The organism is Rickettsia massiliae MTU5 (assembly GCF_000016625.1).
Taxonomy (GTDB): Bacteria; Pseudomonadota; Alphaproteobacteria; order Rickettsiales; family Rickettsiaceae; genus Rickettsia; species Rickettsia rickettsii.
The window spans coordinates 673,411-692,573 of record NC_009900.1 but is presented as its reverse complement, the minus strand read 5'-3'; the positions used below and the strand labels follow the sequence as shown (position 1 = coordinate 692,573).

Here is a 19,163-nt window from a genome sequence, read left to right as displayed (position 1 = left end):
TGCGATATTTTTTAAAAATTTAATGCTGAAAATTTTTCACGACTGTTTTTGTCATTTTATTACCTTTTAAATTAAGTAAGATGTCATCCTAGCTCACTTGTAGGCGTTGCCTGCATGGATCGTTTATGTCATTCCCGCGAAGGCGGGAATCCATGGTAAAGCGAGATAAATCGAGTTTTTAATATTAAAAATTCAATATATTTATACCTTTTTATTACTGAATGCCCGCCTTCGCGGGAGTGACATACAAGTATATCTAATTAAATACCCCACTCTTAATAGCTTCTTGGTTCACCACATTACTCCCTACTCTCTTTACGGTATAAAACTTTACAAAAGGCTTTTCAGTGTAAGGATCACGTATAATATTAATACCGCTTCTATCTACTATTTTATAACCTGCTTTAAAGTCACCTATCGCTATAGCATTTCCCTTTTTATCTATAGGAGGCATAGCGGAGCTACAAACTACCAGTACTCCAAATATAGTTTGCTTAAGGGAATCGGATAGTGAAGACTGCCAAATAAAACGTCCTTGGTGATCTTTAAGCTTCTGAACTTCGGATAAAGTAATACGATTCATGAGCAAAGTTGCATTCACTAAATATTCTGCTTTAAGGGAGTTTATAAAATCAAGCAGCCCATCGGCGGTAATTTTATTACCCATCTTAATCTTCTCGATTGTATCATGGTCAGGTGATAAAATATCTCTAGGTTTTTTTATACCGTCACCATTGATAAACGCATTATTTTCCATTTTAACGAAACTATCACGCAATCTTTCACCGAACCAATTTCAACCCTAAGTCGTATCCTCAAGTAATGCCTGGCTAGCTTTAGACTGTGCATATAGTTCATGAACAAAAATACGCTGCTGATTTAACTTCGCTGCCGGAGTCTCTTCTCGAGCTTCTACTTCCCCAATCCAGCCAACTGCTAAATTTGCCGTCCTCGCTTATTATATCAAGTGCATTCGTAGAAATTGTTTCAATCGAAGCTAACTGCCTCATTGGTGATCTACTAGCATTTATTTCGGTGATGATACTGTTATATAAAGTCTGTAATATTAAAACGCCCCCTGCTTCCGCACTACTATTTAGAGATAACTTTTGCATAAGCCCATTATCTTCGCCTTTACGTACGTAATTAATAAACGAGTTTTTTTGTTCCTGATTTTCTATATTATTTGGTATTTCTAAAATATTTTGCATATTATATAGCTTTTCCTCTAACTCATTGATTTTATCTTGATATTCTACATCTTGACTTTTAGTAATATATAAAATTTTAGCACTTTGATTAGCTGGAAAAGAAGTAACAATGCTTATCTCTAAAAGCTCTGCTTCAGTAATTACTCTTTGCCTTGCATCATTATAAACCGAGTTTTTTATATAAAAACCTATAGATAATCCGTCTATTGCTCCTTGCTTTATTAGCTCTATCGCCACCATGCCTGCCTTGACCTTATTATTTATCACCGCTTCCATTTTTAAACCGTGATCATTTGCAGCCAAATGAGTAATAATCCCGATAGACTTTTTACTGTCGTGTTGCCAAAGAAATTTTACGTTATGATGAGAAGCATTTGCAAAAGCCCCATTCACCAGTGTATCATTATGATGATCGATAAGATTATAAACACTCGCATAGCCGATAATTACTACCTCTTTATCGGTTATGGATTTTATTTTCATATTGTCGAAAGTTTGATTGCTGTAGATTATTTTTTCATATATTTATTACCTATTTTCTGTTGTCACCCCGTGACTTGATCACAGGATCCATTAAGATAATATAACTGAAAAAATGCTAGCACTAAGAGGTGGGTGTTGTATGGATCGAAAAATACGGTGTCATCCCGTGGCTTGACCGGCTTTGTTGCATGGTTCGAAAAATCTACTCAATGTCATTCCCGCGTAGGCGGGAATGACATAAACCTATCCACGCAACAAGGCTAGCTTGATCACGGGATCCATAAAAAAATTTAAAAATACTGGATCTAGCTCACAAGTCGCGGGATGACAGGAGTAACATTTAAGATATCAAATATTTACTATCATCAGTAGATTTTGTACCCATTAAAGGTACTTCTTCAAGTTTTGCGGCTTCTTCTTCCGGCATTTCAAAAGATAATAATGTTGAAGAGAGGAATATTCAAATTTACAAAAATGCCATGCTTTATCAAATTGCTCATTGCAATCTCTAATAATTTTTTTAACATCATTACTTATGCATTTAAAATTACGATAATAAAATAACATATTAGAAGTAATAGTAATAGCGAGACTATCTAGCTGCTTTTCTAAACACTTAGTATTAGTAATCATTCTTAAAGGAATATTTTGGCATGATTTATATCCAAGTTTTTGACCTATTAAAATAATATAATCACCAAAAACTAAATCCGGTAAAATATTGTAAATAGTACCGCTACAATAAAGCTGCGATAGAGGCAATATTGCCTCTTCTTCACCAAGTAGCCACAGGTCAAATTTTCTACTGCCTACTCAAACAATAGATTAACTGCTTTTTTAGTATAAGAAGGCCATTTTATAGTGAAAAACAAAAAACATTTCTTGTTGTTTTAAACCTGCCTTAAGCACCTGATTTACCGGTGCTAGATAAAAGATTTTATTGTTTTTTATAGAATTAAACATTTTTTAACGAAGCAATTATTATTTTTTTCCATATCTTCGCCTAACCCAAGAATCTCTATTTGTTGTGCGGTATTTTTAATTCTGTCTGCTGTAAGGGAACAGGTGGTGGAGGTTCTATCAGCATTATTATATTTTGTCGGTTCATTTACTTTAGAAAGCAGCATTAACATGATTAAACTATCATTTTTTTTAGGCTTATCTAATGGTCCACTTAATTCTAACGATGTATCAGGTGGCGTTAATAGCTCCGGAGTATTAGATATATTGTGTGACGTGTTATCGATAATACTGAATATTTCTTTTATTTCAGTATCTTTTATACATTCAATAATAGCAGATTCAGCTTCCTTTTTTATTGCATTGGTTATTATTTATATTTTGACTTGGAGCTTATAATAACTCTCGTACATTTTACAGCCAAAACTTTAAGCCCTTCAGATAAAGGATCATCATTTTTATAATCCAAAACCATACAATTTTGATCACCGCATTTTTTCCCTATTGAAAGAATAAAATTTCCCTTAATAATATCTTTTTTAATTGACCAGCCGTTATAGTAAAATTGAGATAAATAGTAAGTTGCCTCCCCTTGCCCGCAAAAGAATGTTTCTTTTAATTTTTTGATGTAAATCACATATAATACTTTCGTTCTTAGGTGTCATTTCTAATGTATTAGTTTCTGATCTAATAAGTAGCCGGTTGATGTCTGTTATATATTGATCTCGTGCTGCTGTAAACATTGCATCAGAAGTTAATTTTTTGATCATTATTTTTATCCCTTTATTTTTTTAAGATATGGTACAGTGTGTTGCGCCTGTTAGCCCGTAATCATCATTCTTAACATACTCTCTATATTCTTCTATTGGTTTTGAAGTTATAGATTGAGATTGGGCGTTATTAGTAGGCTTTATTATTGCTTCTGTTTCTTGAGGTTTTTGAATTATAGATTGATGCTTATCTTTATTGTTACCTAATACGGTAAATTCGTTTATTGCTTCTTTACATTCAAAAACACTTTCATCGGTAATTAAATGGTACTCAGTGGGTAAAGTGCTATTAAAATCTGTTATAATTGATTTTAAATTAGAAAGAATTAAGTATTCAGGAACGGGAATTTTACGCCATTCTTCCTGTACTGCATTCATATATCCATTTTCTATTATAGCTAGCTCTTTAAGTTCAGAGTAATCAGAATATCCCAAAATCTTTTAAACATACAGCATTTGTTAACTTGCTATGATGTAAAAATTTTCCTATATTAATTACAATTTTTATTAAATTACTTAGTTGTTCCTTATTAATTCCAAGGTGATTTCCATTTTTATAAAATTCTGATAAATATGTACAAGCATCATTACTTCCTAAAAACATAGCACCTTGAAAATATAACATGGTATCTACAAATTTTTCTTATTGCTTAGAAATCTCTTCTTCCAGTAAAGTATCTTGATAAGATTTTTTACCTTTTTCATATAAATATTCAAGAGTTAGTTGTATAAATTTTTGAGCTGAAATAGGAGTTGCTTGCATAATCCATATCCCTATAATATATTACATAAATTATATTCTGAGGTTATTATTTTATCTCATCTTCGTCTATAGTTATTGAGGATACAAGCCCTGAATAGTCGTTACAAATATACGGAGGCTATCAAGAGTGAGATTAAAATTTTCAATAATTTCATCCTCGTTAATTGCGAAAGGATCTTCACTATTTTGCTGTTGACATATTTCAATAGTTTTTACGTGAGTAACAACACTTGGTTTGAGAAATTTTTCATTAATATTTACTGACAATAAGGAGGTATTTTTTTTATTACTTCGTCATATAATTCTACTAAACCTTCACATGTGTTATTATTACCCGTAAATAATGTACATTTAAAAGCTTTTTCAATTTTATAAAAATCTTGCATTAATGTACGAATGTTATTAGAAGAAAGTTTTTTAAATTCGTTTAATTGCTCATATGCATTTGTTAAAAACACTTGAGGCAGATAACTTGGGTTGTTATTCCCTTGGGGCATATATTTATTACCTTGTTAAATGGGAGCTTAAGTAGAAGTTAACAAAAATTAAGTCTACAATTTAAATTTAGTAATCTTTTTGCTAAAAAAAAGTTCGGCAGTGGAAAAAGAGATTATTTTTTTGGAAGGTAGTTGCAATATTATTCTGCCGGTATTATCGATATCTTTAAAAAGACCGGTTACTATATCATTTTGATATTTAACGCTAATATTTTCATATAACTTATAAGCATGTTCTAACCATTTTTTTCTAATAAAAGGAAAACCGTTACTATGCCAAATTTGATAATATTCTTCAAAATTTTCTATTAATATCTCAAGTAAAGCTTGCGCTTCTATAGGTGGTAGATTTTCGCTTATTAAGCTAGTAGTAGGTTGGTCGATATTATCAGGGTGATAGGTAATATTAATGCCGATACCGATAATAAGGTAATAATTATTTTCTACTTTAACAGATTCAAGAAGTATACCGGCAATTTTCCGACCGTTAATTAATACATCATTGGGCCATTTTAGTTGTATAATGTTATTTTCGTTCCTTATGTCATGCCTGCTTTCGCGGGAATGACATAGAGCACTATGGGAGTGACATAAAGAGGTTATACTATCATAAACGCTAAGTGCCGTAACAAAAGATAATTGCGGCAATAATTCTAGCTCTTTATCAGGCTTTATTAGTAAACTTACATGTAAATTACCTGACCTAGACTGCCAGTTTTTGCCGCTTCTACCACGTCCGTTAGTTTGAGATTTGGCAAGTACTGCATAGTTTGCATCAACTTTAGTATTCTGAGCCATTCTCATAGCCTCAGAGTGTGTACTGTCTAGCTTGTCAAAAACAATTAGTTTAAATTTACCGATATTCATTTTTTTTAGTAGCCGTCATTGCGAGGAAAGGCGAGCTTTGTTGCATGGCTCGAAAAACCCGCTCGATGTCATTCCTGCTTTCGCGGGAATGACATAAAAACACCTAACTCACCCCCTACTGACATGACTTGTAGCTACACTATGTTTGCTTTGAATTTTTGGTGCTTCGCTTTTACTCTTAGTTATAAAGCTTTCTAAATCTTGTTTAGTAAATTTAAACTTAGCAATATTTTCATCAAAGGTTTTAGTTTTATCAAATCTTACATCTTGATTTGTATCTATTCCAAGTACCTCAATGAAACTATCTTTTATTTTACTTGAAGCAGCAGTATCGTTTAAGGTATACAACAAAGCGTTCAATGAGTTTGTATCGGCTTTTAGTGTGTTATTACGACTAGTTGCAGCAATAATTACATATTCTTTAAGCTTTTCATTTAATTCTTTTTCGTTTAATGCTCCGGTTTTACAAAATGATAATAACATCTTTGCTTTATCATTATGATTTTCAATAACTCCTTCTTGCCATTTAGAAGTATTATTTTCTTTTGACGGAATAAACATTTCTAACAATTTAGTACCAAATGTTTTATGTAAATTTTTATTATCATAAACTTCATAAACATTTAGTAGAAATTTTTGATGGTCAAATATTTTATCTGCTTCTTTGCCAAGGTCATGATTATTCAAATGTTCTCTAGTTTGACAATATCCTTTAATATGCAAATAATCAGAATATTTTTGTGCATCTTTGAAATCCAAAGTATCTATTCCGGCAGTATCTAAAACAACAGTGTTTAAAGCATTTTCACGCAACTGCTCATTAGTTGCTCTTAGAGTTTCAGTATATTTAAATTTTCCTCCTACTTTTGCAAGCGTCTTAAATAATATATCAGCTAAAAACTTTACGATATCACTTGGGCTTTCAAATTTTTTTGCACTATATATAGCAATATTTGCATCAGCTTCCATACCCGTACCAAAAGCCATAGCTAGAGTTCTACCTTGCTTTTTAGCTAAGGTAATCTCCTCCATATTATCAGTTACTGCTTTTGTATCAAATTCCGGTTCATTGCCTTTAAAATATTTTGTTGGTATATTATCTCTATATCCACCGTCGATATATTTTTTATCGTCAATTTCTACCGGCTTAAAAACAAGCGGTATAGAAGCAGAAGCACGGCAAGCTAAAGCAATTTCAACATTTGGCGTATCAAAGCTATTGAAAATAGTTAGTTCACTTGTCTCTTGCTGAGTTGCCGTAATTACTAAATCCTTATACTGCACTGGATCGTATTTTCGCAGTAACGCTATATCCTTAAAATATATTTTACCGTCTTTTTGGTTGTATCTTTCTCTTAATTCATCAAGAGCTTTATCATCTTTAACATTTACTATATCTGATCTCTGTAAAAAATTTCCTATATTTTCTTTAATAACAAGTTCTAATAGAGCATATAAAGGTTTACCGTCTTTATTTAACTGTACTATACCCGCAGAAAACCCTTTTTTTCCAAGTAAAGTTTGCAGATTTGTATTTTTAGAAATTTCTTCAAATCGCTCAGGCGGTGTCCCAAGAGCTACCACTGTGGCAGTTATAGCACCAGCGGAAGAACCTGCTACCGCCTTGACATTATCTAAAATACCAGCTTTTTTTACTGCTTCATAAGCTCCAGAATATATTGCTCCCTTAGCTCCTCCTCCACTAAAAGCTATATATTCGATAGGAGCTTTCTGTGCTTGCTCTAACTCCTGCAATGTTTTTGTTTGATTGCTAGAAGATTGTTGAATTTTTTGTAGGTCTTTTAACTCCTCTAATATATCAGATTGCTCATTAACTACAGGAGTTTTTGACTCTTGCTTCAGATTATTAATAATAGGATGTTTTCTTACCTTTATATCAGCCATAGTTTTATTTTATTAAGTTATCTTCTACAAACTTCCAGTTAATCATATGCTTAATAAATATGTCAACATAATCAGGTCGTTTGTTACGATAATCAATATAATAAGCATGTTCCCATACATCACATGCAAGAAGCGGCTTCATACCGTTTGCTATAGGTGTACCGGCATTAGCGGTTTTTATAATTTGTAACCTATTATCGTGATATACAAGCCATGCCCAGCCGCTACCGAACTGCCCTACTGCCTCTTGCTTAAACTGTTCGCAAAACTCTTCAAAACTACCGAAATCTTTATTAATTTGTTCTAATATTTTACCGCTTGGCTTACCTCCGCCCTGCGGCTTTATTGAATGCCAAAAAAAGGTATGATTCCATATTTGGGCTGCGTTATTAAAAATAGCCGCATTTGAGTTTTGTGATGACCATTCGATTATTTCTTCTAAATCTTTTTTTTGTAATTCTTCTTTATCTTTGAGTAAATTGTTTAGATTTTGTACATAAGCATTATGATGCTTACCATGATGATAATCAAAAGCCTCGAGAGTAAAATGTGGTTTAAAACTTTCTTTCTCATAAGGTAAATCAGGTAAGATAAAAGGATATGAGGTTTGATTAGATTTGTTGCAATAGGTCATGTTATTTTCTCCTATGTTAGTTTTTATATATTTATAGCGAGAATCAGTACGTCATTGCGAGGAAAAATTGAAAATTTTGACGAAGCAATCTCAGGAGTCTTACTTTATGAGATTGTCACACTCCTTGCAGTTGCTCGCAATGACGATTTAGTATCCACGCAGGAATGACATCAAAGTAACTTATGAAAATCGGAAGCTAAATAAAGCGATCCGGTTATTATAATATTTGCTTTATTATCGCCGTTTATCTTCTTTATATCACTAATCGCTTCTTCGAGTGAGTCGCTTTCGCTAAAATCAATACCACTCTTTCTGCCTTCCAAATTTATTGTTTCTGCACTATGGCTTAGTGGTTCGGATAAAACTTTAACGCCGTAACCTTTAATTGTCAAGCCCTTAAAGTAAGAGCAAAATTCCTCGATATTCCTATTTTGAGTCATACCGAGTATTAAATATATCGATGATTTTAAATTATCACGCATCCAATTTGCCAAAACTTGAGCTCCGCTATTATTGTGAGCTGCGTCTATCCAAATTTGAACATTATCACCTATTAATTTAGAATATTTTTTCGGTTCTATTTTTTCGATTCTAGCAGGCCAAATAGTATTTTGTAATCCTTTAGCAATAACCTCATTATTAATATTAAATTGTTTGTTAATAAGGCTTATTAAGGCAATAACGCTTGCAGCATTTATTAATTGATGATCACCAAGTAGCGAAGGAGTTGGAAACTCATAGGTAAAATTTCGTGATGAATAAATAAATCCGTTGTCCGTCTTTTTAATACCGAAATCATATTCATAACAGAAACTCGGTACTTCTAACTCGTCAGCCTTTGCAAATAATGTTTCATAAACTTCCAAAGCTTGCATACTTATAACGCAAGGAACGCAAGACTTCATAATACCAGCTTTCTCAACTGCTATTAGGGGTAATGTATTACCCAGCATATGCATATGATCATGTGAAATAGGTGTAATTAAAGTAATTAACGGTCGTTCTACTATATTTGTTGCGTCTAACCGACCACCTAGTCCCGTCTCTAAAATTAATATATCGGCTTTTGTTTTCTCAAATGCTAGAAATGCTGCTGCCGTAGTACCTTCAAAGAAGCTAGGTTCAATATTAAATTTTTCGCTTGCTACCCTCACCTGCTCACAAACCTGCCATAATTCATTATCTGAGATTTTCTCACCTGCTACTACGATTCGTTCATTAAATTCTAATAAATGAGGAGATGTATAGCAATGTACCTTATAACCGGCAAGTGTAAAGATGCTTTTAAGCATAGCACTGCTTGAACCTTTGCCGTTTGTACCTGCTATATGTATGACGGGAGGAAGTCTTAAATGAGAGTTACCTAAGGCTCTTAAAAGTCTTGCTATATTTTCAAGATCATATTTAATGTTATTTTTCCAGGTCGGCACTGGAAAATGCGGCATTAGCATTGTTATTGATTTTTTTCATGAATGATAGAGTTATACCATATTTGTTGTCAACTTAAAGATCGATGCCATTCCTGCAAAGGTGGTGTTTTTGCATGGCTCGAAAAACCTACTCGATGTCATTCCCGCGCAAGCGGAAATGACATCGACACTTTAGATCCACTGTTTTTAGGTAATACTGAAGTTCATCGAGTTTTTGGTTTTACTGCATTGATAAGTCCAATTAATAATACTGACTTAATTATTCCCGGTATTATAAAAGGTAATACGCCGCCGTAAAATGCACCACTTGCTCCTAAGAGTGTAGAGAGCCACATCCAGCCTAAACTCATAATAATTATATTACCGATCAAACATAAAGATATCTGATTTAACCATTTATTAGAAGTAAAAATTTTATCTTTTAAGTTAGCCATAACATATACGGCAATTACAAAACCTGCTAGATATCCTCCGGTAGGACCGAATAATATTCGTAAACCGCTTGAAAATTCTCCGAACACAGGGATTCCCATCGCTCCAAGAGTTATGAAAGATAATATTGTTAAAGGTGCGGTAGTCTTATTATGTGTAAGTCCGATGAATATCACTGCAACGGTTTGCAATGAAATAAATATAGGCTTTATAGGTATTACTATTTGTGAACAAATAGTAAGTAATGCCACTCCTAAAACTATTTCTATTGCTTGCCTTGTGGTTAACTGTAGTGCGATTGAATTAAGTTGCATAAAATTACCGCATGATTTATTTTTAAGTAATTACACTAAATAGAATTATATAATGTCCTTGTCAAGAATATAAAAATGAAAATAAAAATTTATAATGATTTAGGAGTTTCAAAAGAAAGTATTAAGCATTGTGTGCATACCTTAAGACTTTATGCTCCAAAGTATAACGTAGATTATATTACTGCACAAGAAATTATAGACGAAAAGTGGGTTCAAAACACCTTATTACTTATTTTACTCGGTGGAAGAGATTTATACTATGTACAAAAATTACAAGGCACAGGAAATGCTAATATAAAGAATTATATTAAAAACGGTGGTAATTTTCTTGGGATATGTGCAGGTAGTTACTACAGCGGTAACTATGTAGAATTCGCTAAAGGCACAAATATAGAGGTTATAAGTAAACGAGAATTAAAGATTTTCAATGGAACGGTTAGAGGACCATTGCTTGCTCCTTATTATTACAATTCACATAAAGGAGCAAGAGCCGCTTATCTAAAAATAAATCCAACACTTAATTTAAATATTAAGGATTGTTATGCTTTTTATAATGGCGGTGGATATTTTATTGATGCAGAAAATACCAAAGATACTGAAATAATAGCAAGTTATGAGGATTCTCAGGCTGCAATAATAAAATGTACTTACGGCGACGGGACAGCTATTTTAAGTGGAGTTCATCTTGAATATGAGCCTGCACTCATAAACAATCAATCTCTTAATAATATTCGTAAAATACTAAAAGCTCATGATACGGAAAGAATCAAATTATTAAATTCTATATTAGACTTCTTCGGAAACTCGCTTATAGAGAGGAATTTGTAGGAAACACGCAGCACAGCACCGCAGCGTACGTACATAGAAGTACGTGAGGATGCGAGCAGCGCATTGACGCACACATTACCTCTAGAAGTAGAGTTTCCGAAGAAGTCTATTCAAAAATCTAAATCTGTATAATAGTTTGGAGGGGTAAAGCCAGGGATTCTATCTTGTAGTAATAACCTAAAAGCCGGTCTTGATTTAATTAGTGAATACCAATGTTTGATAAGCGTCCATTTATCCCAATAAATCTCACCGAAATAATCGAGTACCGATAAGTGACAACTTGCGGCAATATCGGCAATAGTTAGTGAATCCGATACAAGATAACTTCTTTTTTCTAGTAAAGAAGTTATATATTCTAAGTGATAATTTAAATTATTTTTTGCAGCACGTAAAAACTCGGTTCGTGGGCTGCTCATTTTAGCAATTGATCTTATAACTTTTTCATCGATAATAATCTTAGTAACTTCACGATAAAATTTATCGTTAAACCAAAAGAATAATCGTCTAATTTCGCAACAAATATCAATATCTTCATCTAAAAAATTAAAATTCGGATATTTGCTATTAAGATATTCAACAAAAGGATAAATACCTACCACAAATAAGCCGTATGATTCTGCTAAAATAGGTAAAGTTCCGGCAGGATTTATTTTTAAGAAATCTTTATTGAATTGCCAATAATCTTCTTTAATCGTAGTAAATTCTATATCTAATTCTTTTAAGAAGACACGGGCTTGTCTTGAAAGAGGACAAATAGGATTATGATATAACTTTTTCATTAAATTGTGTTACAGTCCTAGTCATTCCGCGACTTGATCGCAGGATCTATCAATATTTAAGATTTATTAAGCTGTTTTCTCAGCTCCCGCGATCAAGTCGCGGGATGACAATAAGGTCTATAAGCCGGATTCTGTATGAATAGAAATTCATTGCAGTTATTTATCTAGGATAAACGTTACCGTTTACCTCAAGCGATCTACCCGCATTACAAGCCGGCTAGAGATAACCCGGGAACTTGATAAGTTCTGTAACGCCTATTTGATCTTGCTCTTGGTGGGGTTTACCATGCGTAATTTGTTACCAACTTACCGGTACGCTCTTACCGTACCTTTTCACCCTTACCAAAAATACTCGATCAACTTCAGAAATTGGCTGCGTCATTCCACAAGTACCTACGGTACTCACGTATTAAGTATACGCTCCGTTCCTCGTCTTGTGAACTCCTAGTTCTTTTTGAAGTTGATCTTCGTATTCATACTTGGCGGTGTATTTTCTGTGGTACTGTCCCTAAAGTAATAATACTCTGCCGGAGGTTAACCGGCACCATACCTCTATAGAGTCCGGACTTTCCTCGTGATCTATAGCTTTGCTATATATCATCACGCAACTGCACGACCATTTAGAATTATGGTCACTTTTCTTAAATTAGTCAATAACATTTAGAATAAGTTCAATTAACTTATTAGGTTCTGTGAAGGTTTCTAATTGATTTGCTATTTTGAGATATTTTTTAGCGAAAATTAATAAGATTTTTTTTGAAAATTTGACTTTTGTACACAGAATATAATTAAATTAACAAGTATAATAACAAATTTAAAATTTCAACTATTTTATTAAAGATATTCTTAATTTAACGTTGCTACTATTTTTTTCATACTGTATAAATATGTATTTAATGCTCCTAAACACATAAATTGTTAGCAAATTTTGATATATGATATGAAAAAATTAATTTATTATTTTGGCAGTAATGGTAGTGATGGAAACGCTAGCATGAAAAATATACTTGGTAACAAAGGTGCCGGTCTTGCCGAAATGTCCAACCTAAAACTACCTATTCCTGATGGTTTTACAATAACTACAGAGCTATGTAACTACTTTTATACCCACAATAATAACTTTCCTAAAAACTTTCAAAGCGACTTAAAAAAAGCTATCACCGAACTTGAAATAACTACCGGTAAAATTTTCGGCAGTACAAGCAATCCTTTGTTATTATCGGTGCGTTCGGGCTCTATGATTTCAATGCCTGGAATGATGGATACTATCCTTAATCTTGGAATGAATAACGAAGTGTGTAATGCTCTTGCGGATTCCTGCGGTGATAAACGATTTGCTCTTGATAGTTACAAAAGATTTTTAGAAATGTACGGTTCAACGGTATTATCTATACCTAGTGATCTATTTGCACAAATTTACGAAAAGCACAAGATGCAAGCCGATATTCATAAAGATAGCGATATTACCGTAGAATTATTAGAAAAAATTATTGATGATTTCAAACGGTTGCATATTAAGTATACTAAGCAACTAATTAATGATCCTTATGAACAGTTAGAATCGGCAATTAAAGCGGTGCTACATTCTTGGATGAGTAATAGAGCGGTTATATATAGAAAAATCAATAATATTTCGGAAGATTTCGGTACGGCTATTAATATCCAAGCAATGGTTTTCGGTAATTTAGGTAAAACTTCAGCTACGGGAGTTGCTTTTACTAGATCACCTTCTACAGGAGAAAAAAAGCTCTTTGGAGAGTTTTTAATAAATGCCCAAGGTGAAGACATAGTATCGGGAACTAGAACACCTATGCCTATTATTGCAAATGATTCAAATTCTATGCAAGCAATGATGCCGGAAGTGTTTAAGGAGTTATCACAAATTGCGCAAAAGCTTGAAGAACATTACTTAGATATGCAGGATATAGAATTCACTATAGAAAATAATAAGCTATATATTTTGCAAACACGTACTGCAAAAAGAACAGCCATCGCTGCTATTAATATTGCTGTACAAATGGTAGAAGAAAAGCTTATTTCTAAAGAACAAGCCTTAATGCGAATCGATCCGGAATCATTAAATCAATTATTACATACAAGAATTGATTATAGTAAGGGGCTTACTTCTATTGCTGAGGGGCTACCTGCTTCTCCTGGGGCTGCAACAGGTATTGCAGTATTCTCACCTTATGATGCCGAAAAATTATCTCATCATCATAAAGTAATTTTAGTACGCCATGATACTAGCCCTGAGGATATTAACGGAATGCATGTTTCTTCAGGTATTTTAACTATTAGAGGGGGAATGACTTCACATGCCGCAGTTGTGGCAAGAGGTATGGGGAAGCCTTGTGTTTGCGGTACAAGTAATTTATCTATAGATGAGAAAAAGCAAATATTAACAGCAGGCGACATAGTTATTAAACAAGGTGATATTATAACGATTGACGGAGGTAGCGGTAAAATCTTCTTAGGTGAAATGCCGTTAATTCAACCTACTTTCAGTGAGGAATCAAAATTGATTTTAGATTGGGCAGACGAGATTAGTAGCTTAAAAGTTCGTGCAAATGCTGAAACAGTTAAGGATGCTTTAGTATCTATAAAGTTTGGAGCTCAAGGTATAGGTTTGTGTCGTAGCGAACATATGTTTTTTGATAAAAATAAAATTCCTTTAGTAAGAGAAATGATTATTGCTCCTGATATAGAACGGAGAAAATTTGCCGTGCAGAAATTATTACCTCTGCAAACTGAGGATTTTAAAGCTTTATTCAGAGTAATGAAAGATAAACCGGTAAATATTAGATTACTTGATCCGCCGTTACATGAGTTTTTACCTACCACCGAAGAAGATAAAAAGAATTTGGCCAATAGCTTAAATCTACCTGTATCCATGATTAATCAACGTCTTCATGCTATGCATGAAGTAAATCCTATGCTCGGTCACCGTGGATGTAGACTTGGTATATGTTCGCCGGAAATTTACCAAATGCAAATTGAAGCAATTTTTACAGCTATTTTTGAGCTACATAAAAAAGAACATATAGAATGTAACTTAGAATTAATGATTCCTTTAATTAGCAATGTAGGCGAAATAAAAAAGCTTAAAATGGATATTTATGCGGTAATAGAGGAATTAGAGCAACGTTATAGATATAAGTTTTCCTTTACGCTCGGTACTATGATAGAACTACCCAGGGCAGCACTCGGCAGTAAGAAAATAGCTAAGGAAGTTGACTATTTTAGTTTTGGTACTAATGATTTAACTCAGACTACATATGGAATTTCTAGAGATGATATTGCCTCTTTTCTTCCATATTATTTAGAAGAAAAGATTTTTGAATCCGATCCATTTACTACTCTCGATGAAGAAGGAGTAGGAGAATTAATTGAAATTGCTATAAAACGCGGAAAAAGCAGTAATGCTAATTTGAAACTCGGAGCTTGCGGAGAACATGCAGGGAACCCTGCCTCTATAGAATTTTTTCATAGAATGAATTTAAACTACGTTTCTTGTTCTCCATACCGTATCCCTATAGCAAGAATCGCCGCAGCACAAGCTAAAATTAAACACGGGTGATAAAGGCGTTGTTGCGAGCGGGTATTGATACCTATAGTACCGGACATTTTTCGTTCTATGTCATTCCCGCGTGGCCTTGTGGCGTGAATCAATTTCACCTCTGTCATCCCGTGGCTTGACCACGGGATCCAGTTAAAAATACTAAAATATTAGTATTTTTTATTGTTTTTTGGACTCCGTGGTCAAGACACGGGGTGACACAGTGGGTTTTACCGGTCCACGCAATGACCAAAAAATTATTTACAAATTAATATGATCATAATACCGCTATTAAGCATTTTTGGGTTTTCGTCTTTTTTTGCCAAATATTTCAAAACAAAATTGACTTTCGCTATTCCCGTAACAATCAGCATATTAGTACCGATTTTATATTGTTTTGCTATGTTAAAGCTATTACCGGCTGCAACATATATATGTTATTTCATCGGTATATTTTTAGCTTTCATGTCATTCCTGCATTTCATAGGCGTTGTTGTAGGGGGTGGCTCCGCTCCTGTCATCCCGCGACTTAATCGCGGGATCCAGTTAAAAATGTTTAGTATTTTTAAGTTATATTTTTGGATACCGTGGTCAAGCCACGGGATGACACCGCACGCATTTCTTGATCTACGCAATAATACCTCCTGCATGTCATTTCTGTGGAAGCAGGAATCTAGAAAAAATATAATTGAAATCATTGTATTTACTTTATTGGTTCTTTTGTTTTTTCTTTATACCAGAGATGCATCGCTGCATGCTTATGATGATTTCTCACATTGGGGAATATTTACTAAAGAATTGTTATATTTCGGTGTTTTTGAAAATCAGTTTTCGTTAACTTCCATTATTACTACTCATGCCCATTATCCAAGAGGAGCTGCTGTTTATCATTATTTTATGCTGCTACTTTCAGGTTATTCGGACGGTAACGTATTATTTGCTCATTTCTTATTACATTTAGCATTTCTAGCTCCTTTAGCCACAAATAAGAAATTGTGGCAAACCGGAATGTTGTTTTCACTTTTACTTTGCGGCGTAGTATTATATACGACCGGAATTCGTTCAATATATAACGATAGTACTATTGGCTTAATGTTCGGAGCTATTTTTGTAATTTATATCCTTGCGGAAGACAAGAAAAAAACATTATTGCTTATTTTACCTATTATGATATTACTTGCCTCTTTCCGAGAAATTGGAATATGGCTTGCTAGTTTTGCTGTGATAATTCTTATAGCTCATTATACAATTTTTTATAAAAAGCCTAAAAAATCAAGTGATTATATTACGTATCTGATTTTACTTACTTTACCTATTTTGTGTAATTTTATTTGGATGAGTTATTTTAAAAATACCCATGATTTTTTTGACAGATGCGAACATAGTTTTAGCAATTTAGTATATATTGCTGAAAATTTTAATGAACAGCATAGATCATTATTACTAAATTACGGTAAATTTCTCTTGTTATTCTTATTAAAAGAAGGAAGTTTAGTTGTATATACTATTTGTATAGCTGCATGGTACGGCATTCGTAAATATAAACCGGATTTGCTGAAAGAATATAAATTTTTCCTGATAAGTACGTTTGCGTGTTTTATAGTTTTTGCTTTGTGGCGGTTATATTTATATTTCTTTAACTTTAGTTATGAAGAGGCAATTAGAGGAGCATCGTTACTTAGATATCTTGGATGTTATGTTATAGCTATCGGAATGATTGCAGCTTCATATGTTAAAAAGAGTATTTTCTTACACAAGCAAAGTAATAAAGAGTTATTTATATTCCTTCTGCTTCTTGCTGTTTCTACGTTTTCCGTAGTAAAAAATATACTAAGAATCAAACACTTAAACTTAGAACAAAAGAATTTTATCCAGCAAACAACAGAAGTTAAAAAGCTATTGGAGCAAGGCAATAAAATTGAATTTAACTTTAGCGGTAAGAAAGATAATTTACAATGTTATATATTAAATTATAATCTAGCACCGTATTTAGGTAAGCAATCCTTACAAGAATGCGTAAAAGCTCCTAAAGAAGCGATTATAGAAACAAAGGAAGAAGCGGTATACGCTCCTTTTAAATAGCGTTGAGGATTTGTTGCACAGCTCCTATGTCATTCCTGTGTGGCATTATTGTGTAGATATTACCCCATCATTGCGAGCAGTCGTAGTACTTGCGTGGCAATATCATAAAATAATAACAGACTTCTGAGATTGCCTCGTCAATTGCTATGCAATTTCCGTAGTTCAGACGGGAAAGCTGATTCACGCAACAACATCACGCGAGAATAACATAAAACCAATATAGATTTTAACAATTATGGATATAAAATATAATTTAGCTGCCGCTTACCGAATAATGGCGTATTTATCGCTGGATGATCATACTTATACGCATCTATCCGCAAGACCTAAAAATGCCGATTTTTACTATATTTATCCTTTTGGACTAAGATTTGAAGAAGTAACTACAGAGAATCTTTTAAAAGTTAGTTTAGACGGACAAATTTTAGAAGGTGAAGAATATCAATATAATAAAACCGGTTACTTTATTCATGGTAGTATTTATAAAACACGCCCTGATATTTCTGCCATTTTTCATTATCATACTCCTGCAGCTATTGCCGTTTCTGCTTTAAAATGTGGGCTTTTACCGATCAGTCAATGGGCATTACATTTTTACGACAGAATATCATATCATAATTATAATTCTCTAGTACTAGATGCCGACAAACAGAGTAGTAGACTTGTTACTGACCTTAAACAGAATTATGTGATGTTACTTCGTAATCACGGTGCTATTACCTGCGGCAAAACTATTCATGAAGCTATGTTTTATACTTACCATTTAGAACAAGCTTGTAAAACGCAATGCCTACTAAATTCTACAAAAGAACAAGAGCTTATAATCCCTTCCGTAGACATGTGTAAGCAGACGGTAAAAGACTTATTATTGTTTGAAGAAGATTTAGGCAAACGTGACTGGGCAGCTTGGCTACGACTTGTGAAGATGTGATCACAATACTACGACCCCAGCGGCTTTACTTACTTGTTTTAAGGATTTATCAAGTGTTGCTATTGGTAACCCACAGCGTAATGCTAGCTCTAAATAGCTAGGCATCATAAAGTGTTAATCCATATTGTACGGCTAAATCCATTGTCTCAAATCATATATGTTCCAGTGTGATTTGATCAATTTTGATGTAAAGATCCTTTAAAGTATAAATTGCTTGGTGACGTTGATTTGCAGTAAGACGTTTTGCACGCTCTGCATATAATATAATACATTTCCAATCTCAAGCCCCCAAATAGCAGGGACAATTGCTCCTTCTGTTATGGTTTTATCTAGTATATCCAAGCTTGCTACTTCATCAGGCATAAGCCATGATAAAGCGATTGAAGAATCTAAAACAAAAGAGACCATTTTTTACTTCTTACCCTCATTTTTGTAATTTAGCCATACTTCTAAATCCGATGGTTGTAAATTAATTTCTTTTGCAAGTTTTCGAAGTCTAAGAACTGCAATCTTTGCTATTTCAATATTATATTATGAGAATCAATAGGAACAATTTTTGCAGCAGCTTTTCCTCTTTTAGTAATTAAAATTTCTTCACCTTTACTAGCTCGGTCTAATAATTTAGAAAAATGGGTTTTAGCATCAAAGGCTGTAATTGTGTTTTTCATATAATTAACTGTTAATTAATGAGTCAGTGATAACATATTTTAAATTTAAATGT

At 33.3% G+C, this 19,163-nt stretch carries 19 protein-coding genes, 1 other RNA gene and 4 pseudogenes; 5 read left to right on the top strand and 19 right to left on the bottom strand.

All coding sequences use genetic code 11. From position 1 onward, the window contains the following. Window positions 1-256: 256 nt before the first annotated feature. From RMA_RS11715 to RMA_RS03650, 14 genes and pseudogenes are all read right to left on the bottom strand, one after another. A pseudogene (locus RMA_RS11715) lies at window positions 257-925 on the bottom strand (phage major capsid protein). Then, complete coding sequence (locus RMA_RS11710) at window positions 855-1,694, bottom strand: HK97 family phage prohead protease (RefSeq protein WP_274377893.1); 840 nt, start codon at window positions 1,692-1,694, stop codon at window positions 855-857. Before RMA_RS11710 ends, RMA_RS11715 begins: the two are co-directional and overlap by 71 nt. Before the next feature lie 384 nt (window positions 1,695-2,078). After that, window positions 2,079-2,456 (bottom strand): hypothetical protein, encoded by a 378-nt coding sequence (locus tag RMA_RS09880; RefSeq protein WP_049749359.1) that lies wholly within the window; start codon window positions 2,454-2,456, stop codon window positions 2,079-2,081. Window positions 2,457-2,641: 185 nt separating this feature from the next. Next, window positions 2,642-2,827: a hypothetical protein gene (locus tag RMA_RS03705; protein WP_238375373.1), complete on the bottom strand. Its 186-nt coding sequence runs from the start codon at window positions 2,825-2,827 to the stop codon at window positions 2,642-2,644. A 197-nt stretch (window positions 2,828-3,024) separates the two neighbouring features. Further along, window positions 3,025-3,291: a hypothetical protein gene (locus RMA_RS09875; RefSeq protein WP_041404701.1), complete on the bottom strand. Its 267-nt coding sequence runs from the start codon at window positions 3,289-3,291 to the stop codon at window positions 3,025-3,027. Window positions 3,292-3,445: 154 nt separating this feature from the next. After that, entirely contained in the window at window positions 3,446-3,802 is a 357-nt protein-coding gene (locus tag RMA_RS09870; protein ID WP_041404995.1) for a hypothetical protein, read from the bottom strand. Between the two features lie 43 nt (window positions 3,803-3,845). Beyond that, on the bottom strand, window positions 3,846-4,049 hold the full coding sequence (locus RMA_RS09865) for a hypothetical protein (RefSeq protein WP_049749358.1): 204 nt from the start codon (window positions 4,047-4,049) through the stop codon (window positions 3,846-3,848). A gap of 184 nt (window positions 4,050-4,233) precedes the next feature. Beyond that, window positions 4,234-4,454: pseudogene (locus RMA_RS11980) on the bottom strand (hypothetical protein). After that, window positions 4,445-4,684: a hypothetical protein gene (locus RMA_RS03675; protein ID WP_041404699.1), complete on the bottom strand. Its 240-nt coding sequence runs from the start codon at window positions 4,682-4,684 to the stop codon at window positions 4,445-4,447. The pseudogene RMA_RS11980 and the gene RMA_RS03675 overlap by 10 nt, the downstream one beginning before the upstream one ends. Window positions 4,685-4,738: 54 nt before the next feature. Continuing rightward, window positions 4,739-5,551, bottom strand: coding sequence for a biotin--[acetyl-CoA-carboxylase] ligase (locus RMA_RS03670; RefSeq protein WP_012152824.1), 813 nt, complete (start codon window positions 5,549-5,551; stop codon window positions 4,739-4,741). Between the two features lie 108 nt (window positions 5,552-5,659). Next, window positions 5,660-7,456: a patatin-like phospholipase family protein gene (locus RMA_RS03665; protein ID WP_012152823.1), complete on the bottom strand. Its 1,797-nt coding sequence runs from the start codon at window positions 7,454-7,456 to the stop codon at window positions 5,660-5,662. Window positions 7,457-7,460: 4 nt separating this feature from the next. Beyond that, complete coding sequence (locus tag RMA_RS03660) at window positions 7,461-8,090, bottom strand: superoxide dismutase (RefSeq protein ID WP_041404698.1); 630 nt, start codon at window positions 8,088-8,090, stop codon at window positions 7,461-7,463. Window positions 8,091-8,260: 170 nt separating this feature from the next. Continuing rightward, on the bottom strand, window positions 8,261-9,541 hold the full coding sequence (locus RMA_RS03655) for a folylpolyglutamate synthase/dihydrofolate synthase family protein (protein ID WP_041404697.1): 1,281 nt from the start codon (window positions 9,539-9,541) through the stop codon (window positions 8,261-8,263). 182 nt (window positions 9,542-9,723) lie between these two features. After that, window positions 9,724-10,266, bottom strand: a complete 543-nt coding sequence (locus tag RMA_RS03650; protein WP_012152820.1) for a biotin transporter BioY — start codon at window positions 10,264-10,266, stop codon at window positions 9,724-9,726. Between the two features lie 75 nt (window positions 10,267-10,341). Here RMA_RS03650 and RMA_RS03645 point away from each other — a divergent pair, with 75 nt between their 5' ends. Beyond that, window positions 10,342-11,094 (top strand): BPL-N domain-containing protein, encoded by a 753-nt coding sequence (locus RMA_RS03645; protein ID WP_014408651.1) that lies wholly within the window; start codon window positions 10,342-10,344, stop codon window positions 11,092-11,094. Further along, window positions 11,037-11,217, top strand: a pseudogene (locus RMA_RS08400) (palindromic element RPE1 domain-containing protein); the annotation flags it as partial. The gene RMA_RS03645 and the pseudogene RMA_RS08400, both read left to right, overlap by 58 nt. On the opposite strand, the gene RMA_RS03640 reads toward RMA_RS08400, so the two are convergent. Both RMA_RS03640 and rnpB read right to left on the bottom strand, forming a co-directional pair. Then, window positions 11,205-11,873: a glutathione S-transferase family protein gene (locus RMA_RS03640; RefSeq protein WP_012152818.1), complete on the bottom strand. Its 669-nt coding sequence runs from the start codon at window positions 11,871-11,873 to the stop codon at window positions 11,205-11,207. The pseudogene RMA_RS08400 and the gene RMA_RS03640 sit on opposite strands and share 13 nt — an antisense overlap. A gap of 104 nt (window positions 11,874-11,977) precedes the next feature. Then, window positions 11,978-12,497, bottom strand: an RNA gene (gene rnpB, locus RMA_RS07720) — RNase P RNA component class A. 316 nt (window positions 12,498-12,813) lie between these two features. Between rnpB and ppdK the strand changes: the two genes are divergently transcribed. After that, window positions 12,814-15,450, top strand: coding sequence for a pyruvate, phosphate dikinase (ppdK, locus tag RMA_RS03635; RefSeq protein ID WP_041404696.1), 2,637 nt, complete (start codon window positions 12,814-12,816; stop codon window positions 15,448-15,450). A 236-nt stretch (window positions 15,451-15,686) separates the two neighbouring features. Here ppdK and RMA_RS11975 read toward each other — a convergent pair whose 3' ends face one another. Further along, window positions 15,687-15,803: a pyruvate phosphate dikinase gene (locus RMA_RS11975; RefSeq protein WP_148194408.1), complete on the bottom strand. Its 117-nt coding sequence runs from the start codon at window positions 15,801-15,803 to the stop codon at window positions 15,687-15,689. Window positions 15,804-15,831: 28 nt separating this feature from the next. Here RMA_RS11975 and RMA_RS03630 point away from each other — a divergent pair, with 28 nt between their 5' ends. After that, window positions 15,832-17,511: a hypothetical protein gene (locus RMA_RS03630; protein WP_337998653.1), complete on the top strand. Its 1,680-nt coding sequence runs from the start codon at window positions 15,832-15,834 to the stop codon at window positions 17,509-17,511. Window positions 17,512-17,746: 235 nt separating this feature from the next. After that, window positions 17,747-18,442: a class II aldolase/adducin family protein gene (locus RMA_RS03625; RefSeq protein ID WP_041404694.1), complete on the top strand. Its 696-nt coding sequence runs from the start codon at window positions 17,747-17,749 to the stop codon at window positions 18,440-18,442. Window positions 18,443-18,640: 198 nt separating this feature from the next. On the opposite strand, the gene RMA_RS03620 is transcribed toward RMA_RS03625, so the two are convergent. Together RMA_RS03620 and RMA_RS03615 are read right to left on the bottom strand one after the other, a co-directional pair. Further along, window positions 18,641-18,850: a hypothetical protein gene (locus tag RMA_RS03620; protein ID WP_238375568.1), complete on the bottom strand. Its 210-nt coding sequence runs from the start codon at window positions 18,848-18,850 to the stop codon at window positions 18,641-18,643. Between the two features lie 3 nt (window positions 18,851-18,853). Continuing rightward, window positions 18,854-19,110, bottom strand: a pseudogene (locus tag RMA_RS03615) (type II toxin-antitoxin system Phd/YefM family antitoxin). Between the last annotated feature and the right edge of the window lie 53 nt (window positions 19,111-19,163).